At 41.3% G+C, this 17,615-nt stretch carries 19 protein-coding genes and 1 other annotated feature; of the genes, 3 read left to right on the top strand and 16 right to left on the bottom strand.

The features are described from left to right. Positions 1-9: 9 nt before the first annotated feature. Positions 10-801 (bottom strand): glutathione-dependent disulfide-bond oxidoreductase, encoded by a 792-nt coding sequence (yghU, locus tag O3793_RS05330; protein ID WP_371446158.1) that lies wholly within the window; start codon positions 799-801, stop codon positions 10-12. A 156-nt stretch (positions 802-957) separates the two neighbouring features. On the opposite strand from yghU, the gene O3793_RS05325 reads away from it, so the two are divergent. After that, positions 958-1,152 carry a CsbD family protein gene (locus tag O3793_RS05325; RefSeq protein ID WP_371446157.1) on the top strand — a complete coding sequence of 65 codons (195 nt, stop codon included), beginning with the start codon at positions 958-960 and terminating at the stop codon, positions 1,150-1,152. Positions 1,153-1,205: 53 nt separating this feature from the next. Here the strand turns inward: O3793_RS05325 and O3793_RS05320 are convergent, their stop codons facing one another. From O3793_RS05320 to O3793_RS05310, 3 genes are read right to left on the bottom strand one after another with little or no spacing between them, the layout of a single operon-like run. Beyond that, the gene (locus tag O3793_RS05320; protein WP_371446156.1) at positions 1,206-1,577 is read right to left on the bottom strand and encodes a PH domain-containing protein; all 372 of its coding nucleotides are present in this window, start codon (positions 1,575-1,577) and stop codon (positions 1,206-1,208) included. Between the two features lie 31 nt (positions 1,578-1,608). After that, the gene (locus tag O3793_RS05315; RefSeq protein ID WP_371446155.1) at positions 1,609-2,016 is read right to left on the bottom strand and encodes a hypothetical protein; all 408 of its coding nucleotides are present in this window, start codon (positions 2,014-2,016) and stop codon (positions 1,609-1,611) included. Next, positions 2,013-2,354: a hypothetical protein gene (locus O3793_RS05310; RefSeq protein WP_371446154.1), complete on the bottom strand. Its 342-nt coding sequence runs from the start codon at positions 2,352-2,354 to the stop codon at positions 2,013-2,015. Before O3793_RS05310 ends, O3793_RS05315 begins: the two co-directional genes overlap by 4 nt. Before the next feature lie 206 nt (positions 2,355-2,560). On the opposite strand from O3793_RS05310, the gene O3793_RS05305 reads away from it, so the two are divergent. Further along, complete coding sequence (locus tag O3793_RS05305; protein ID WP_048709611.1) at positions 2,561-2,824, top strand: SemiSWEET family transporter; 264 nt, start codon at positions 2,561-2,563, stop codon at positions 2,822-2,824. Between the two features lie 160 nt (positions 2,825-2,984). Here O3793_RS05305 and O3793_RS05300 read toward each other — a convergent pair whose 3' ends face one another. The 9 genes from O3793_RS05300 to infC all read right to left on the bottom strand — a co-directional run bounded on the left by O3793_RS05300 (position 2,985) and on the right by infC (position 8,676). Beyond that, positions 2,985-4,061 carry a VanZ family protein gene (locus O3793_RS05300; protein WP_371446153.1) on the bottom strand — a complete coding sequence of 359 codons (1,077 nt, stop codon included), beginning with the start codon at positions 4,059-4,061 and terminating at the stop codon, positions 2,985-2,987. Between the two features lie 218 nt (positions 4,062-4,279). Further along, positions 4,280-5,329: a DUF389 domain-containing protein gene (locus O3793_RS05295; protein WP_371446152.1), complete on the bottom strand. Its 1,050-nt coding sequence runs from the start codon at positions 5,327-5,329 to the stop codon at positions 4,280-4,282. Beyond that, positions 5,326-5,649, bottom strand: a complete 324-nt coding sequence (locus tag O3793_RS05290) for a potassium channel family protein (protein ID WP_004250850.1) — start codon at positions 5,647-5,649, stop codon at positions 5,326-5,328. Before O3793_RS05290 ends, O3793_RS05295 begins: the two co-directional genes overlap by 4 nt. Positions 5,650-5,929: 280 nt before the next feature. Beyond that, positions 5,930-6,232 (bottom strand): TMEM175 family protein, encoded by a 303-nt coding sequence (locus O3793_RS05285; RefSeq protein ID WP_006151097.1) that lies wholly within the window; start codon positions 6,230-6,232, stop codon positions 5,930-5,932. 353 nt (positions 6,233-6,585) lie between these two features. After that, entirely contained in the window at positions 6,586-6,978 is a 393-nt protein-coding gene (gene rpsI, locus O3793_RS05280; protein WP_005605904.1) for a 30S ribosomal protein S9, read from the bottom strand. Between the two features lie 13 nt (positions 6,979-6,991). Next, positions 6,992-7,435, bottom strand: coding sequence for a 50S ribosomal protein L13 (rplM, locus tag O3793_RS05275; RefSeq protein ID WP_371446151.1), 444 nt, complete (start codon positions 7,433-7,435; stop codon positions 6,992-6,994). A gap of 86 nt (positions 7,436-7,521) precedes the next feature. Next, a complete protein-coding gene (rplT, locus tag O3793_RS05270; protein ID WP_005605911.1) occupies positions 7,522-7,881 on the bottom strand; it encodes a 50S ribosomal protein L20 in 360 nt (119 codons plus the stop codon). A 67-nt stretch (positions 7,882-7,948) separates the two neighbouring features. After that, positions 7,949-8,149, bottom strand: coding sequence for a 50S ribosomal protein L35 (rpmI, locus tag O3793_RS05265; protein WP_005605917.1), 201 nt, complete (start codon positions 8,147-8,149; stop codon positions 7,949-7,951). Positions 8,150-8,172: 23 nt separating this feature from the next. After that, entirely contained in the window at positions 8,173-8,676 is a 504-nt protein-coding gene (gene infC / locus O3793_RS05260) for a translation initiation factor IF-3 (RefSeq protein WP_005605919.1), read from the bottom strand. A 44-nt stretch (positions 8,677-8,720) separates the two neighbouring features. Beyond that, positions 8,721-8,849, bottom strand: a sequence feature (ribosomal protein L20 leader region). Between the two features lie 192 nt (positions 8,850-9,041). Here infC and O3793_RS05255 point away from each other — a divergent pair. Continuing rightward, positions 9,042-9,539 (top strand): hypothetical protein, encoded by a 498-nt coding sequence (locus tag O3793_RS05255; protein ID WP_371446150.1) that lies wholly within the window; start codon positions 9,042-9,044, stop codon positions 9,537-9,539. A 125-nt stretch (positions 9,540-9,664) separates the two neighbouring features. Here O3793_RS05255 and O3793_RS05250 read toward each other — a convergent pair whose 3' ends face one another. From O3793_RS05250 to O3793_RS05240, 3 genes are all read right to left on the bottom strand, one after another. Next, on the bottom strand, positions 9,665-11,614 hold the full coding sequence (locus O3793_RS05250) for an alpha/beta fold hydrolase (protein WP_371446149.1): 1,950 nt from the start codon (positions 11,612-11,614) through the stop codon (positions 9,665-9,667). A 117-nt stretch (positions 11,615-11,731) separates the two neighbouring features. Further along, positions 11,732-15,958 carry a GEVED domain-containing protein gene (locus O3793_RS05245; RefSeq protein ID WP_371446148.1) on the bottom strand — a complete coding sequence of 1,409 codons (4,227 nt, stop codon included), beginning with the start codon at positions 15,956-15,958 and terminating at the stop codon, positions 11,732-11,734. Positions 15,959-16,103: 145 nt separating this feature from the next. Then, a partial coding sequence (locus O3793_RS05240) for an Ig-like domain-containing protein (RefSeq protein WP_371446147.1) occupies positions 16,104-17,615 on the bottom strand: 1,512 nt, incomplete at its 5' end.

The following is a 17,615-nucleotide window of genomic DNA, read 5'->3' as shown; positions in this document are numbered from 1 at the left end:
AACCCTTCTTTATTTAATTAATTTATACTCCGCTTTTACTCCCTTTTGTACGGCGGGACGTTGGGCAATGCGGTCTGCCCATTCATTTAAATGTTTATAGCTTTGTGCATCTAAGAATTCTGCAGAATTTTGATAGAGTTTATCTTGAACGAGTTGACCGTACCAAGACCAGATGGCGATATCGGCAATCGTATATTCGTCTCCTGCGATATACGGGCGTTTAGCTAACTCTTTGTCGAGCAAGTCTAATTGGCGCTTTGCTTCCATTGTGAAACGGTTAATCGCGTACTCGATTTTCTCTGGTGCGTAATTGAAGAAGTGCCCAAATCCGCCCCCTAAGAATGGTGCTGCTCCAGTTTGCCAAAAGAGCCAGTTTAAGACTTCTGTACGTTTAGCTGTGTCTTCTGGAAGGAATATTCCGAATTTTTCGGCTAAATAAAGCAAGATATTCGCTGACTCAAAGACACGAATCGGTTCATTCCCTGAACGATCTAAGAGTGCTGGAATCTTCGAGTTCGGGTTAATCGCTACAAAGTCGCTACCGAATTGGTCCCCATCCATAATCGTAATTTTGAATAAATCATAGGCTGCCTTATCAACTCCTGCTTCGAGTAATTCTTCCAGCATAATCGTCACTTTAACGCCGTTTGGTGTCCCAAGAGAATACACTTGTAAGTCTGTTTCTCCGACTGGTAAGGTTTGTTCAAAACGCGATCCTGCCGTTGGACGGTTAATTCCTGAGAACTTCCCTTGGTTAGAATCGGCTGCGCTCCAAACGCGTGGTAATTGATATTCTGTCATATGGTTTCCTCCTTGAGTCTCATTAGAATTATTTTAACATGAGTCTTTACTTCTCTTTAAAACATCTGCTTACGAATAATTTCTCAAGCAGAAACTTTTGTAAATAAATTTTTTAATGTTAGACTTAATAGTATAAATAACAAAGGAGGTCTTCAAATGTCATTAGAAGATAAATTACAACAAGCATCAGGTGCTGCAAAAGAAGTATTAGGTAAAGTTACTGGTGATAAAAGCACTGAAACTGAAGGTACAGTAGAAAAAGGTTTAGGTAAAGCCAAAGAAGTTATCGAAAACGTTAAAGAAGGCGTTGAAGGCGCAGTAGAAGGAATTAAAAATTCTTTCAACAAATAATAGAGCCTAACAAATAAGAGCCGCTACATATCATTGTAGCGACTCTTTTTTCTTTATAAAATATACTCTGCCAGTAAGCGTTCGAACTCGCGGATATTGATGCCGCGTTTCAATTCAATTTTAATATGGCCTGCTCTTGTCCACAACTCCACCTCTGCCGTGTAATCGAGGATGCCCGCATTTTCTGTAGACCACATATTTACTGCGCTATACGGTAAGGAATACATTTCTACTTTCGTTCCTGTTAGTCCTTGGACGTCTTTGACAATCAAGCGTTTATTCGTGAATACCGCTACGTCTCGTACCGTTTTGAAGGCGCGGTCTGCCACCTCTCCTGTCACAAGCATCTCTTCGATATCGCGTGGGACATCCACTTCTCGGTAGAAGACCCATTTGAGTGCGGTTGTTTCGTTTTCCATTTCCATATCCAATCCCCCATCTCGTTGAACTTTCTAGTTATAATACATCTACAATTTCCCAAAGAATATCCTTCCATGTAACCTTCTTGCGTCCATTAATCGTTTCGAATAGATGGTACACTTTCAGATGATTGTCATTGCGAAATACAAAATCGAAGCGGAATTCGCGTCCGTTTGGAGAAATCGCATCGAACTTAGTTTTATATTTATCATGAACTGGGCTTACGGGATATTTATTAAACAGCATGCGACGCTCGTCCCCAGCTTCCTTGAGACAGTTCTCAAGCTCCTCGCAAAATTCCACAAACATCTGGTAGAGCTGTTCCTCAGAAAGCCTGCGACTGCGAACGAGTGACTTGCAATCCGAAAATCCCCAGCGTGTCATATCGATGGCAAACGAAAACCCTTCTTTATTGATTCTATTTAAAAACTCTTCACGGTTCATGCTTGTCCTCCATTACTGTTTTCTCTGGCCCATTCGGGATTGCTATAATAGCGCACGAAGAAATGAGGGTCTCCGCCCGCTTCGTCCATTTTATCTTTAATGCTCACTTCTGGATGAGTGACTTCTCCTGTTTTTGTAAAATACTCTCCGATGTTACCTGTGTGATTTTGAAGCCCCCACGCTACATCATTTCCTACAATCGATGCTAAGAAGCCGTGACTCTCCACCAAGTCAAAGAATTCTGCTACGGTAAGGCTTTCTGGCACCTCGAATGTCATCTCATGATTGTATATATCATCTCCGGCACAAACCGAATTGCGATCAACTATAATTTTCATCTGGCCACTTCCTCTAATGAAATACTTGTTACTCCATTATACCATATCCGCATTTTATTCTCGCTTTTCTGTCCAATCCGTTTGTAATTTAAACTATTCTTTAACCGATTAAGAAATCTTTAAAAATGACTCTTTAAAGCAATATAAGTTTATAAAATAAAAAATATGTGTTAGTATATTCGTATTAACTTTTTTGGAGGAAACATATGTCAAAACAAAAGATTAACCGTTTTGTTGGATCTATTGGAGCTTTTATTGGTTTCCTTGTATTTATTGCTTATATTCCACAAATTATCGCAAACCTACAAGGAAGTAAAGGTCAACCTTTCCAGCCGCTTTTTGCTGCCGTTTCTTGTCTAATCTGGGTTATTTACGGTTGGACTAAAGAACCAAAAAAAGACTGGATACTTATTTTCCCTAATGCAGCTGGAGTCATTTTGGGCGGACTTACTTTTCTTACCTCTTTATAGTAAGAAATGTATTTTAATCGTAAACTGAATAGATTTATTTACAAAGGAATTAAGTACAATGTTTACTTAATTCCTTTTTCTATGCTCTCCATTTCTACAACAAAAAAGCACCCCAATAAATGGGATGCTATAGAATGTTAATTTCATTTTAGAAAAACGATTATGCTTTTCTATCAATTGTGCTTTGGTACTCCGCCCCTGTTAATCGGTCGAATAGGAAACGACGATTGAAGAGCGTCACGATAAGGATGATTAAGAAGTACAATACGAATACGAGTAAGGTGCCTGCGAATAATACGAGGAATTCTGGTGTTTCTGCTTCAAAGTTAAAGACATCCATGAGTGTGAGTAAACCTAGCGGAATCCAGTTGAAGTACGCTGTGATGAGGATACCTCTGAGCACTGTGCGAATAGCTTTGTTGTCTTTGAACTCCACTCCGAATTTAAGCAAGGCGCTTCCGAGCGTTTTTCCATTAATGAGTGGTACCAAAGCGAAATACAATGCAAACAATGCGGAAACTGGAATGGTTGTATTCAAGAAGCTATACGGTACGTAGACAATTGCCGCATCAATGAGAAGCGATAACATGACGCGAATGCTCGATACGCGAGTACCCTCCTCAAAGGATTTCTCATCTATGGCATCTCTTGAAGGAAGTACCCTAACCGCAAGTTGGCCAATGAAGTACCCGAGTGCGCCACCCGTCGTATTTTGAATAATATCATCGATGTCGCATAGGCGGTAAGGACCTGGATAAATAAAGTACAATCCAGATAATTGCGTAAGCTCAAAGAATAAGCTGACTAGCGCCGTTAATAAAATCGTCTTCTTGAAGCTGCATTTGAAATAATAACGCATGTACACCCCGAAAGGTACGAGCATCAATACATTGAATGCTGGAATGTAGAACGATGGATATTTCATCGAATCAATCCATGTCGACGGGTCCGTCAGTACAAACGGGCTATCGTTGAAGAAATCCGCCACAAATGAAAACGGAACAAGGTTTAACTTGTCTGTGTACGTCGTATGAATGGTCGATGGGTCAGGCAGTGGCAAGTTCACTAATGAATATGCCGCCAGTAAATATAAGATAAATGAATAAAAAATAACCGTGCGCAATTTATTCACCGAACCGTATTTTCGATAGTTTGCAATCATGTACGGAATGGTAATGACAAACGCTAAAATAGGAAATAAAATCAGTGCGATTTTAATGGTGCTGATATAAGACATAAATACTCCTCGACTAATAAAGTTAATATCCGCATTATACCAAAATACGTGCAGTGAATAAATAATTCGTACTAACAAAAAAGCACCCTGTAAATACAGAGTGCTGAGATCTTGTAAGTAATTCCCATAATGTATTAACGTTTTGAGGCTTGCTTTGTTCATTTATTGACCGCTATCAGAAAACAAACAAAAAGAAAAACCTATTCAGTTCATCGTTCTCAATCCTTGTCTGCTTCATTTTCTTTTGCGCGATCGTTTTGTAAATCCTTTTCTGAGAGTTTTTGTTCGATATACTTGTCAATGTTTTCGTAAAATTCCTTGATCGTCTCACTATCTAATTTTGCCGAATTATTGAATTGCTTGACTTTCAATTGAACAGATTGAATACCGTAAGAGGCTTGTTTTTGGCGAATGGTTTCTAATTCTTCTTCTGAAATCGGATCTCCAACAACCGTCAAGACCAATTCATTATTACTTGACTTGTAGACTTGATTAATGACCGTATGATTGGCAAACTCATTTCCTACAAACTGTTTGATTCCTTCTTTTCGCGCTTGATCCATCGTCAGAGTGACTGCTGAATAGCTGGCTGGAAGGACCAATAATACAATCAAGGATATCAACCCAATTCTCATTTTAATGCTTAGCTCATTAAATGAACTTAAGGGAGACTTTCTCATCATAATTCTTGTTCCAACAATGTTGATTAGCATGATAAAGACACAGTTGATCAAGAAAAGATAAAGGGCCCCAAATAAAAATCGTACATTCCCATTAGCTAAACCATAGCCTGCAGTGCAGATAGGTGGCATCAGAGCTGTAGCAATGGCTACTCCTGGCACGATATTGTTTGCTTCTTTTTTCCTTGAACCGATCACACCAGCAATCCCACCAGCAATAGCAATGAGGACATCCCAAATGGTTGGAGAGGTTCGTGCAATCAACTCGCTACTTGCATAAGACAAGGGAGAAATCCAGAAATACAGAGTCGAGACAAGCAAACTGACCAACACTTGAGTCAATAAAACCTCTAGAGATTGCTTGATTAAACGCGTATCAAAAATAGCTAAACCGAATCCCAGTCCAACAATCGGTGTCATGAGAGGTGAAATCAACATGGCTCCTATAATGACAGCTGTTGAATTCATATTTAGTCCGATAGAGGCAATAAAAATTGCACACATCAAAATCGCTGTATCTCTCAATCGAACATGAAGGTCATCGTATAATTTCTCACGGTATTCCCGTGTTGAATAATTGGCAGTCATTTGTCCTCTCCTCTTTCCTTATTTAAATTGGTATAATAATTAAAAATAACAGCTGATAAACAGCCAAAAAATATGAGCCCATAAAGCGTCAAGAAGACACTGGTAATCCTTCCAATCAAGGTCACAGCTAGGAGATCCCCGTAGCCGACAGTCGTCGAAGTCACAAAAGCATACCAAAGACCGTCTCCGTAATTTGTGATAGCAGGTTCAACTAGGAAAAGCACGCCTCCTGACCCAAAAACAAAGGTCACAAAACTCAGAGCAAACCGAGTAAAACCCGTAACCTGCATAATATGCCATAACATTTTTAAACGTTTCATTTGTTCTCCTTATTCATACTAGCTCCTGACCGAGCCGTTTTTTTCCAATAATCAAAGTGAAGATAGGACATGATCTCCATCAGAGAAAGATAGACAAACTGATAGATCTGATTTAAGCTGATTATCAACTGATATTGTTTGAAAAATGACTGGAAGAAAGACCAGATATGACTGTCTTGAATCAGTCCCTTCTTAATATCAGACAGGATATTAGCTAAAGCTCCCAAGGACTGAAACGGTAAATCCTTGACATTTATATAGATCCGGTCCACCACATCATTCAGACTGGTATCTTGGATGGCATGAAATTCTCCAAAGAGAACTCCTGCCGCTCCAAGAGTAGAAACAAATTCCACCAAATAATTTCTGAGGAAATTTTCTCAACCTTTTCCCATAATGTGTTTAGTGCCATCCATAACGATCCCAACCAGAAAAAGGAAAGAAAACAAGCAAAGAAATTTTGCCGTAAATCCCAAAAAGCTTCAAGACTTGGTGTTGTTGGTTTTTCTAACTCTAAAACCAAGATGGTCATAATAATTGCTAGAACAGCATCTGTCAATACAATTAATCTGTCTTTCTTCATCGGATTGCATCCCCTTTCTTTTTTGTAACATTCTATCTTATCGCATAATATTGGATATTCTTTCATAATCCGACTACAAACAAAAATAAACCAAAAAGTATGTCCCTATTATACTATATTTAACTCTAGAAGTATTCATCCATCTAATTAATAAATATATCATATTTCACAATAAGTGAATACTATCAAAGATTCATCCCCTTTCACTTCATCATGTAGTGTTGCTTAGATTTATCAAAAACAACCAAATTTGTATTAATTTCAAGTATCACCTAGTTACAAAAATTTGGGGTGAACAGAAAAAGCATCCCGTATTTTTGATACGAAATGCTTTCAATAAGTTTAAATAAGTTTTAACGTTTACTAAATTGTGATGCTTTACGAGCTTTTTTCAAGCCTGGTTTTTTACGTTCTTTCATACGTGGGTCACGTGTTAATAAGCCAGCAGCTTTTAACACTCCACGGAAGTCAGGGTCAACTGTTAATAATGCACGAGCGATTCCGTGACGGATAGCTCCTGATTGACCTGTGAATCCACCACCGTTAACGTTAACTAAAACGTCGTATGAACCTAAAGTTTCAGTTAAGTTTAAAGGTTGTTTGATTACTTCGTGTAAGTAAGCAAATGGGATGTATTCTTCGATTGATTTTTTGTTAATTGTAATGTTTCCTGTCCCTGGTACTAAGATAACACGGGCAGTTGAGTTTTTACGGCGTCCAGTGCCGCGGTATTGTGCTTGAGCCAATGCTTTTTCCTCCTTAGATTAGTGATTGGATGTCTACTACTGCTGCTTGTTGTGCAGCATGTGGATGTTCAGCTCCACCGTAAACATGTAATTTAGTAAATTGACGACGACCTAATGAGTTCTTAGGTAACATGCCTTTGATTGATAATTCAACTAATTTACGAGAGTTGTTAGCACGTAATTCACCAGCTGTACGAGCTGTCAATCCACCAGGGTGGTTTGAGTGGTGATAGTAAACTTTATCAGTTGCTTTTTTACCTGTTAAGGCAACTTTGTCAGCGTTGATGATGATTACGAAATCACCTGTATCAACGTTAGGTGTAAATGTTGGTTTGTTTTTTCCACGTAAAATGCTTGCTGCAACAGCTGAAAGACGTCCTAATGGCACATCAGTAGCGTCGATAACAACCCAGTTACGTTCTGTAGTGCTAGCTTTAGCCATGTATGTTGTACGCACGATTGTTTCCTCCAATTTCTTTCTTGGTATTCTTCACATTGAGTTTAACGGGGCTCAAATGTGGATCTATTATCTAGAAAATAAAATTATTTTGCTAATGCTTCTTTAGCTTTGTCTGCTAATACTGTGAAAGCAGCTGCATCGTTAACTGCTAAGTCAGCTAACATTTTGCGGTTCATTTCGATACCAGCTAATTTTAAGCCGTGCATTAATTTGCTGTAGCTTAATCCGTTTAAACGAGCTGCCGCATTGATACGTGCGATCCATAATTTACGGAAGTCACGTTTCTTTTGACGACGGTCACGGTAAGCATACATATATGATTTCATGACTGCTTGTTTAGCTGTTTTAAATAATTTTGATTTCGCTCCGTAGTAACCTTTTGCTAATTTTAAAACGCGGTTACGACGACGACGAGTAACTGTTCCACCTTTAACACGTGGCATAATTAATTCCTCCTTGGTCTATCAGTCTCTTGCGACTGTTCGAAAATGTAATAGTTTGCGTGCTGAATTAACGCATTTGACTTAATTGTTGTTTAATACGTTTGATGTCAGTAGCGTGAACCATTGTTTGTTTACGCAAGTGACGACGTTGTTTTTTAGTTTTGCCATGGAAACGGTGGCTTGTGAAGGCTTGAGAACGTTTTAATCCTCCACCACCTGTACGTTTGAAACGTTTAGCTGAACCACGGTGTGTTTTTTGTTTTGGCATGAGACTTTCCTCCTGTTACTTTTTTACTTATCATTCTTAGGTGCTAACATCAAGAACATGCTTCGTCCGTCCATTTTAGCCTTTTGTTCAACTGTCGCGATTTCAGAAACTTGTTCTGCTAAACGCTCGAGAACTTTTTGACCAATCTCTTTATGAGTAATGGCACGACCTTTGAATCGAATGCTTGCTTTGACTTTATCGCCTTTTTCAAGGAACTTGATCGCCGCTTTTAACTTCGTATTAAAGTCGTTCTCATCAATTGTAGGGCTTAAACGCACTTCTTTGATATTGATGACTTTTTGGTTTTTGCGAGCTTCTCGTTCTTTTTTCTGTTGTTCAAAGCGATATTTACCATAATCCATAATTCTGGCAACTGGCGGTTTTGCGTTTGGCGAAACTAATACTAGATCAAGTCCAGCTTGTTCTGCTAAACGTAAAGCATCGTTTTTCGTTTGAACACCAATTTGTTCACCGTTATTGTCAATAACACGTAACTCACGAGCGCGAATTCCATCATTGACCATCATATCTTTTGCTATGATATTCACCTCCAAGAATTTTTGAGAGAAAAAAAGCAAAAAAGCAACGGAAGTAGTAGAATACTCCCGCTGCCAATGTCTTTTTAAAACTTGAACATTTCCTATCAGCCCAAGGACTCTTGTCAACTTAGGCGAGAAGCGGGATGCTTCTGCTTGTTTTCTCAACTTCAATAGTCTACCAAATAATAGAGAATCTGTCAACACATATCCCTTTACAGGTCACTATTAATTTTTCCTTTTAGTAGAATACAGTATTCCCTCACATTCGTCAACAAATCTACTCTTCTTTTCGTGTTTTTCTCTAGCGTGAGGAGTATAATATAGGTGAAAATTTGAGAAAGGAGGTGTACGTTATGGGACTTGCGAATTTTCAACAGTATTCTCTCACAAAACACTTTAAACAACGAGCCTTCGAACGCTTTGGTATACCCGAAGAGAAATGCTTAAAGTGGTTTCGAGTTCAGGCACAAACCATGGAGTTATGTGACAATCCGAAAAATCAAGATCCACATCAACAACGATTTCAGAATGCAGAGAACATTATCATGATTTGTAATACGGAAAACCTGACTGCTCGTACTTGCTTTTTGGCTGCGTCTTGTGACAATTTACTGTATGAACAATTTCAAACGGACCGTGAAATGCTGATTGCAACTTACCGAACGGAACTTGTCGGCAAGGAATCAGACGACATTTTGCAGTCGCTTGAAACATTGCTTCGCATGACAAACGAAGCGCGGTTAAAGATATCCGTCGTTTCAACCGAGTGGATGAACGACTTTAATACTTCTCTTCAACAGTTGCAGTCTAATGTGGAGACAATGCAACGCCATTTAAATTTGTTCAATTAGGCTAATAAACTCTACTCTTTATTATTCTAATTAAGCAACATGGGTGAGCCGATATCGACTCACCCTATTTAATTTGATTTGATTTCGTATGTGCGTCAACCTCTGCTATCTGAGAGAGGACGCTGTTATTTTGAATATTCTTCAAACCAGTCTGTAATTGCTTTTAGACGTACTTGACGAAGGTTTGGTAATCCTTGACGAGATAGTCCGTGGCTAGACTGAGGGAATAAAATCATTTTTGTTGGCACATTGTTTTTACGCATGGCCATATACATTTGCTCCCCTTGTTCTTGTGGGCAACGTAAGTCACTTTGTCCGTGTAAGACCAGTAATGGCGTCTTCGCGTTTTTCGCATGAGCTACAGGTGACATTTCCCATAAGCGTTTAGTGTGGTTAATATCATCCAGTAATTGTTTTTCTACGAAGAATGGGCCGATGTCGCTTGTACCGTAGAAGCTAATCCAGTTACTGATAGAGCGTTGTGTCACGGCAGCACGGAAGCGATCGGTATGCGTTACAATCCAGTTTGTCATGAATCCTCCATAGCTTCCTCCGGCAACGTATAATTGGTCCGCGTCAACTTCAGGGTGTGTTTTTAAGATGTAGTCTACCCCCAACATTAAGTCGTCGAAATCGTGGTTACCGTAATCGCCGAGAATACTCTTCACGAAGTCTTGTCCGTATGTGTTACTTCCGCGAGGGTTAATCATAATCACGCCGTAACCTTTTGCAGCAAGGGCTTGCATTTCATGGAAGAAACTTTCGCCGTACGCCACTTGTGGTCCCCCATGAACATAGAGGATTGCCGCGTGCTTGTCTGCTTTTTCTACTGGCGGCATGTACCATCCGTGGATATCCCAGTTGTCGTATCCTTTATAAGTGAAGCGTTCAGGCGTTGTAACGATATGCTCGGCTAAGTACGCTTCGTTTGGATTGTATAGGTCTGTGATTTCTCCTGTTGTTAAATTTAAGCGCGCTAATACGCTTGGTACCGTTGTGGTTGAGTACGTGATGAATAACTCGTCTTCAGAGATGATCGTTGCTCCTGTTAGGTGTAAGAGTTCATCGAAGATTTTTTCCACTCGTCCGTCTAAATACAAACGGTAAAGAACAGTTCTACCTTCAACGCTTGCGCACGCTAAGAAGCTTTCTTCGTCAAACCATTGTGGCTCAACTCCTGTCACGGCTTGTTGGAAATCCGCCACGAGCCAGTCGCCCCATTCCACATCAAGGTCGGCTGTTAAGTTTAAAATATGGCCTTCCGCATCTGGTTTGCTGTCGAAGTTCACGATTAAGTCTGCTTGCGTTACAAATCCGTGCTCTCCTGAACTATATTGCAAGACTGCTCCGCCTTTTGCATCTAACACATAGCGATAAGACTCATCTGTTCCTGCTTCAAGAATCGGATGAATGTCGCCTGTTGTAACGTCCACGTAGCACGCTTCTGCACTGTCTAATGTCCAGCGAACATTTGATAAATCGCGGTCCACTACAAGTGTTGTTTCATTATGCAATACATCGCGAAGTCCGATAGATTCTTTTGATTCGAATAGTGTTGTTACTTCTTTTGTAGCAACGTCCACTTTTTTGATTTGTGTCACTTCGTCGTTTGGTAAGAATGTTCCGCCGTCAAAACGATACGTTGTTTTTTCAACGACGATTGGTTGAGGGAATTCTTCTTTCTTCTCTTCTTCCTCTGGTTTTGTAGTTTGAAAGACGATAGACTTGCTATCTTTTGCCCACACGTAGCTAGACACACCTTTTTTCTCTTCTGTTAAGGCAATAGCTTTCCCACCTTGAACCGATTGGATTTTTAGTTGAGGCGTTTTTTCTTCTCCTGCATTGCTGATGAAGCTGATCCATTTCCCATCTGGAGAGACTTTCAGCGATGAATTCACTGTCCCTTCGTCTCCATACGCCACGTTGCCGTCAGCGGTGTACTTATAGATGGCTGTCTCGTACGTATTTTTCTTTTCATTCATTTTTGTTTCTGTAAAAAAGAAAGCATCTCCTGACACAACAGGTTGCCCTACATTTTTCAACTCGAATAAATCTTTTTGTTCGATTTTCTTCATTCAAATCACTCCTTTTCAGTGTGTACCTTTCTAGTCTACTCTCATAATGAAAGTTTTGCAACGTCAAAAAAGCGTGACACTAGGAATTCTAGTCTCACGCTTTATGTTTTTTATCGGTTATGCTTCCTGCTCTTCTTTTTTACGAGAAGTCGCTATAAGGCCTAATGAAGCTAAAATGCTAAGAGCTGCTGCATTGAAAATTGCAAACTCATCCGTTGTCCCCGTATTTGGTAATTCTGTTTGAGTTATTTTTTCAACAGCTGGTGCTACAACGGTTTGCTTGTGAGCTTCTGGTTCTGGCTCCGATGGTTTAGCAGGTTCAGCTGGTTTAGTAGGTTCTTCAGGTTGCGCAGGATTTTCAGGCTTCGTCGGTTTCTCAGGTTTAACGGGATCCACTGGAGTCGGCGTCACTGTTGCTGTGTAGCTTGCTTTTGCAACGGTCCCATTCATATCCACTCGTTGGATTGTGACCGCTGGAGCTTCTCCTGTAAAGCTTGCTTCTGGAACAAAGGTAATCGTTCCGTCCGCTGCTACGGTAAATGTTCCCACACCTGCAGTGACTTTCTCAGTCGTTCCATCTTCGAAGGTAGCTGGTACGCTATCATCTAGTGGCACTTCTTCGTCGCCTTCTGTAAAGATTGGCTTAGCAGTTTGTGTCTTTCCTTGAACGTCCGTTGAAGTTACGTCTTCTCCGGTTGGCGTTACTGCCGTCACATTTGGCGTATACTTCGCCGTTGCGCTAGTTCCATTCTCGTCTTTGACTTGAATGATAGCCGCATCCGGTGTACCTACGAAATCTTTATTTGGTGTGAACGTAACTTCGCCTGTTAATGGATTAATCGTATAAGTACCAACTTTTGCGCCATCTTTCATAGCGTCAATCGTTGTGTCTTCTACTGCAGTTCCATTGACGATAAATTTCGCTGGTTGGTCTGCGTCTACTTTCAACGAAACTTCCGCATCTCCCTCAGTAAACTTCGGTGTTCCTGTTTGGACTTTCCCTTGTTTACCAGTCGAAGTCGCTTCTTCTCCCGTTGGTGTCACTGCCGTTACAGTTGGTGTGTACTTCGCCGTTACACTAGTGCCATTCTCGTCTTTCACTTGAACAGTTGCCGCGTCTGGCGTTCCTACAAAATCTTTATTTGGTGTAAATGTCACTTCACCTGTTAATGGATCAATTGCGTAAGTTCCAACTTTTGCGCCGTCTTTTACAGCGTCGATCGTTGTTTCTTCTACTGCAGTTCCATTCACTACGAATTTTGCAGGTTGGTCTGTGTCTACTTTCAACGGAACTTCCGCATCTCCCTCGGTAAACTTCGGTGTTCCGGTTTGAACTTTCCCTTGTTTACCAGTAGATGTTACGTCTTCTCCCGTTGGAGTGACTGCCGTCACATTTGGCGTATACTTCGCAGTTGCCGTAGTTCCATTCTCATCTTTGACTTGAACGGTAGCCGCATCTGGTGTTCCTACGAAATCTTTATTTGGCGTAAATGTCACTTCACCTGTTAGTGAATCAAGAGTATACGTTCCAACTTTTGCGCCATCCTTCATAGCGTCAATCGTTGTGTCTTCTACTGCAGTTCCATTTACGACAAATTTCGCTGGTTGGTCTGCATCGACCTTCAATGGAACTTCCGCATCTCCCTCGGTAAACTTCGGTGTTCCGGTTTGAACTTTCCCTTGTTTACCAGTCGTTGTCACATCTTCTCCGGTTGGAGTGACTGGAGTAACTGTCGGCGTATATTTCAAGCCAGCAATTGCTTTTCCTGTTGCTTTTTCAATCACTTGAAGAACGATTGCGTCTGCCGTTCCGGTGAAGTCTTTATTCGGTGTGAACGTTACTTTCCCCGTCGTTTCATCGACCGTGTACGTTCCAACCTCTTTTCCATCTTTCATCGCTGGAGCACTCGCACCAAGTGCCTTGCCAGTCTTTGGATCAACTAAGACCATTGGCTTCTCGCTTGAAGGTGTAACAGCTCCATCCTTTCCTTCGAACTTCGGTGTTTCCACGTGGACGAGCCCTTGTACTTTTGTACTTGTGAGTTCTTTTGACATTGGGACAACCGTTGGAATATAGCGTCCGTCCATGGTCCCTGTTTGGTCGCTTACGATCGTCTCATTCGCGCTCACTGGCTTCCATCCGGTATCATTTCCATTATCGTCCGTTCGACGAATCGTGATTCCTTTGCCTGTCCCGACAAATCCAGCTTCTGGAATAAATGTAACGGTCACATCTTTTCCTGCTCCCGTGACTTTATATTTCCCTTCGCCTGCCACCACATAGTACCCTTCAGCGTCAAGCGCCACTTTGGCACCCGTCTTATCAACGATAACCGGTTCGATGGCTTCGTCAATCACCGCATCGTCTGTTAGTGAATAGCGTTGTTTTCCGCTTGGCGTAAAGACCACTGTTCCCGTTTGTGGAATTCCTTGTAGTCCGTCCGTTTCGGTCTTACTTCCTCTTGGCAAGAATGTTAAATGTACTTCGAAATCTTCCACTTCACCTGACAAGGCCATCCCTGTTGGCTTCTCAATTTGAGTGGCGTTTTTTGCGATACGCACTCGCGCACCAAGCTCACTCAGTGAAACATTTACTTTTTTGAAAGCATCTTTGAAGACAAGAGTAGCCGTGCCGTCTGCAGTAATCGTTAGTTTTTCCGAGCGCTCGTCCTCATCAAAAGTTCCATTTCCGTTAAAATCTACCCATCCATAAAGTGTTGCTTCGTCCGCTCCACCTGTATGCGCCTCAACGGATAAGGTTAAATCGCCTGTATTCGTACGGTCTAACACTAAAATACCGTTTGTTTTCCCTTTAAGGTCCGCTGGAAGGATTTGGTCAATGCCTTCATCGGCAGAACCTTCTGCATCGTCGCCTTTCCAGTTCGTACGGTCCACATTTTCATCGACATCTGGACGTGTATCTCCAAGATACGGTTGCTTTACATCTTCCCCTGTCACATTGTGAACTTGGTTAATACTATGCGTCGCTTTTCCGTAACTTTCCGGAGCATCACTTTCGTCAAATGGTAAGAATCCAATCATGGCAGACTGCTTACTTGCCGAAGCCATATACAGACTCACTTCTGTAGCTCCTTGCGTCATGACAATCGGTACAGCCACCATTCCGGCAGAAAGGTTTGGTCCAAATACACCCGTTCCAAGTCCGCCTGTTTTCTGGTCAGCACTTCCGTAGTATTTCCACGCCACAGGTTTCTTATCGGGCCCGACCTGCGTAGCCTCACGAATCGCTGCCAACTCTCCACTGTGGTAGTTCACTCCATTAATCGGAAGCGGTCTGAATCCAATAACTTTTTTATTCGGATCGAATAAGTCTTTTGTATCTTGTGGGAAATAATTCAGCGTATAAGGGCTATCGTATTTATACCATTCTGCAAAATGCTGCCAGCCTGTTCCGTTAGTTGTATAGAGAGACAACTCCCCTAGATTAGACGAATCTCCTTCTGTCATAAGAACAGTTGGTTTGACCGTTTTCCCTTTATACGTTCCAGTGATTTCAAATTGAACTCCGACATTTCCGCCCTCATATTGCGTCGTAATCGTTGTTCTCTTTTCACCAGTATCGATTCCTGAATTATAAATTTCACTCCACGCGTCTTGTGGTTCGCCGACAATTAGCGCTTCTTTCCCTGCGCCATATTCACGTTTTCCGTCTGCACTTTCCGCGCTATTCATATATCCATTTTTCGCGTTTGGATCATAAGTGTTCTTTTCAGCCACCGTTGCTCCTTGTGCTTCAAGTCTCTTCTTGTAGATTTCCGTTGCGTTAAATGGTTTCAGAGACTTCACGCGAACCGTCACGACATAGCCTGGACTAATTTCTTTTGTATACGTTGACCCTTCTTGTAAGGCTAATTGCCCTGTTGAAGTAGTCGTAGTTCCACTCCAGTTCGCCACGTCACCAAAATCAATCCAACTTGCCTGGCTAAGCAATTCTTCTTGCGATAATTCCTTAGTAAATCCAGGTTTTGTAACTTTAGGAGTAGCCGTAGCATCTTCAACATCCGAGCCGACTGAAGATGTTGCTGCTGGAGCGTCCCCAGCTTCGCGTCTTGTACGAGTACGAGGCGCTTGTTCCTCAGAGGTAGTCGTTGTTTCTTCAGTGGTTGCTTCTACTTTTTCAGATGTTTCCTCTGCTTTAGTCTCAGTAGTACTTTGAGTCGTTTCAACGGTATCGGCTAAAACAACGCTTTGTCCTTGCACCAATAAAAAGCCTAATGCGACCGCCACAGAAGCTGTTCCCATGCTGAGTTTTTTAATCGCATAACGCGTTACTTTCGAACGATTTTTACGCTCATTCATCTGAGTGTTTTTCGAACTAAACATAGCTACCTCCTTCCTTTTTATTCTTTCAAATTTGAGTGACTTAATCTCTTAATTTTATCGTATTCAACGCATTTCTACAATTTATTTTACTAAAAAAACATGGGGCTAGGTTGCCCTAGTCCCATGCTGTTCTTAATGTTTTAAATTAAGCTTCTTGCTCTTCATCTTTTTTACGAGATGTAGCTACTAAACCTACTGATGCTAGGATACTTAATGCTGCTGCACTAAATACTCCGTATTCATCGCTTGTACCAGTATTTGGTAATTCTGTTTGAGTTGTTTTCTCAACAGCTGGTGCTACAACCGTTTGCTGTGGAGCTTCTTGTTTTGGCTCCGCTGGTTTAGCAGGCTCTGCTGGTTCAACTGGTTTAGCAGGTTTCTCAGGTTGCGCTGGTTTTTCAGGCTTCGTTGGTTCCTCTGGTTTAGCAGGTTCCACTGGTTTAGCAGGTTCCACTGGAGCTGGTGTAACTGTTGCAACATAGTTTGCTTTCACAACTGTACCATTCTTGTCAACACGTTGAATTGTTACAGCTGGAGCAACACCAGTAAAGTTTGGTTCTGGAACGAATGTAATAGTTCCGTCTGGAGCTACTGTAAATGTTCCTACACCAGGAATTACTTTCGTAGTTGATCCATCTTCGAATGTTGCAGGTACTGTGTCATCAAGTGGCACATCAGAGTCACCTTCAGTGAATTTAGGTTTCGCTGTTTGTGTCTTACCTTGAACATCAGTTGTTTCTGCATCTTCTGCAGTTGGAGTTACTGGAGTAACTGTTGGTGTGTACTTAGCTGTTACAGGAGTTCCGTTTGCGTCTTTTGCTTGAACAGTAATTCCATCTGGAGTTCCAACAAAGTCTTTATTCGGTGTAAATGTTACTTCACCAGTTGTTGGATCGATTGTGTAAGTACCCACTTGTTTACCATCTTTCATCGCTGGTAATTCAGTCGCATCTGTTGGTTCGCCAGTTGAAGGATCAATGAATTTAGCTGGTTGTTCAGCGTTAATTGTGATTGGTGCTACTGGGTCACCTTCAGTGAACTTAGGTGTTTGTTTTTGTTTTTGTCCTTGTTTACCAGTTGACTCTACATCTTCTGAAGTTGGAGTTACTGGAGTTACAGTTGGTGTGTACTTAGCTGTCGCTGGAGTTCCGTTCGCATCTTTTGCTTGAACAGTAATTCCATCTGGAGTTCCAACAAAGTCTTTGTTAGGTTTGAATGTTACTTCACCTGTTAATGGGTCGATTGTGTAAGTACCCACTTGTTTACCATCTTTCATCGCTGGTAATTCAGTCGCATCTGTTGGTTCACCTGTAGCTGGATCGATGAATTTAGCTGGTTGTTCAGCGTTAATTGTAATCGGCGCTACTTCTTCACCTTCAGTAAACTTAGGTGTTTGTTTTTGTTCTTGACCTTGTTTACCTGTTGATGTCACATCTTCAGCAGTTGGAGTTACTGGTGTAACTGTTGGTGTGTACTTAGCTGTTACTGGTGTACCATTCGCATCTTTCGCTTGTACTGAAATTCCATCTGGAGTTCCAACGAAGTCTTTGTTTGGTGTAAATGTTACTTCACCAGTAGTTGGATTGATTGTGTAAGTACCCACTTGTTTACCATCTTTCATTGCTGGTAATTCTGTAGCGTCAGTTGGTTCACCTGT

The sequence above is a fragment of the Granulicatella sp. 20925_1_28 genome (assembly GCF_041433575.1).
Taxonomy (GTDB): domain Bacteria; phylum Bacillota; class Bacilli; order Lactobacillales; family Aerococcaceae; genus Granulicatella.
Note: the sequence above shows the minus strand (reverse complement) of the source record. Positions and strands in the feature narration are given on the sequence as shown.

Excerpts from the sequence above, each read along its gene's own strand:
- O3793_RS05320 (WP_371446156.1), bottom strand. The coding sequence starts at position 1,577 with ATGGAAATGGAAAACGAAACAACCGCACTCAAATGGGTCTTCTACCGA.
- rplT (WP_005605911.1), bottom strand. The coding sequence starts at position 7,881 with ATGCCACGTGTTAAAGGTGGAACAGTTACTCGTCGTCGTCGTAACCGC.
- O3793_RS05305 (WP_048709611.1), top strand. The coding sequence starts at position 2,561 with ATGTCAAAACAAAAGATTAACCGTTTTGTTGGATCTATTGGAGCTTTT.
- O3793_RS05250 (WP_371446149.1), bottom strand. The coding sequence starts at position 11,614 with ATGAAGAAAATCGAACAAAAAGATTTATTCGAGTTGAAAAATGTAGGG.
- yghU (WP_371446158.1), bottom strand. The coding sequence starts at position 801 with ATGACAGAATATCAATTACCACGCGTTTGGAGCGCAGCCGATTCTAAC.
- rpmI (WP_005605917.1), bottom strand. The coding sequence starts at position 8,149 with ATGCCAAAACAAAAAACACACCGTGGTTCAGCTAAACGTTTCAAACGT.
- O3793_RS05325 (WP_371446157.1), top strand. The coding sequence starts at position 958 with ATGTCATTAGAAGATAAATTACAACAAGCATCAGGTGCTGCAAAAGAA.
- O3793_RS05285 (WP_006151097.1), bottom strand. The coding sequence starts at position 6,232 with ATGAAGAAAGACAGATTAATTGTATTGACAGATGCTGTTCTAGCAATT.
- O3793_RS05295 (WP_371446152.1), bottom strand. The coding sequence starts at position 5,329 with ATGACTGCCAATTATTCAACACGGGAATACCGTGAGAAATTATACGAT.
- infC (WP_005605919.1), bottom strand. The coding sequence starts at position 8,676 with ATGATGGTCAATGATGGAATTCGCGCTCGTGAGTTACGTGTTATTGAC.
- O3793_RS05245 (WP_371446148.1), bottom strand. The coding sequence starts at position 15,958 with ATGTTTAGTTCGAAAAACACTCAGATGAATGAGCGTAAAAATCGTTCG.
- O3793_RS05310 (WP_371446154.1), bottom strand. The coding sequence starts at position 2,354 with ATGAAAATTATAGTTGATCGCAATTCGGTTTGTGCCGGAGATGATATA.
- O3793_RS05300 (WP_371446153.1), bottom strand. The coding sequence starts at position 4,061 with ATGTCTTATATCAGCACCATTAAAATCGCACTGATTTTATTTCCTATT.
- O3793_RS05290 (WP_004250850.1), bottom strand. The coding sequence starts at position 5,649 with ATGAAACGTTTAAAAATGTTATGGCATATTATGCAGGTTACGGGTTTT.
- O3793_RS05315 (WP_371446155.1), bottom strand. The coding sequence starts at position 2,016 with ATGAACCGTGAAGAGTTTTTAAATAGAATCAATAAAGAAGGGTTTTCG.
- O3793_RS05255 (WP_371446150.1), top strand. The coding sequence starts at position 9,042 with ATGGGACTTGCGAATTTTCAACAGTATTCTCTCACAAAACACTTTAAA.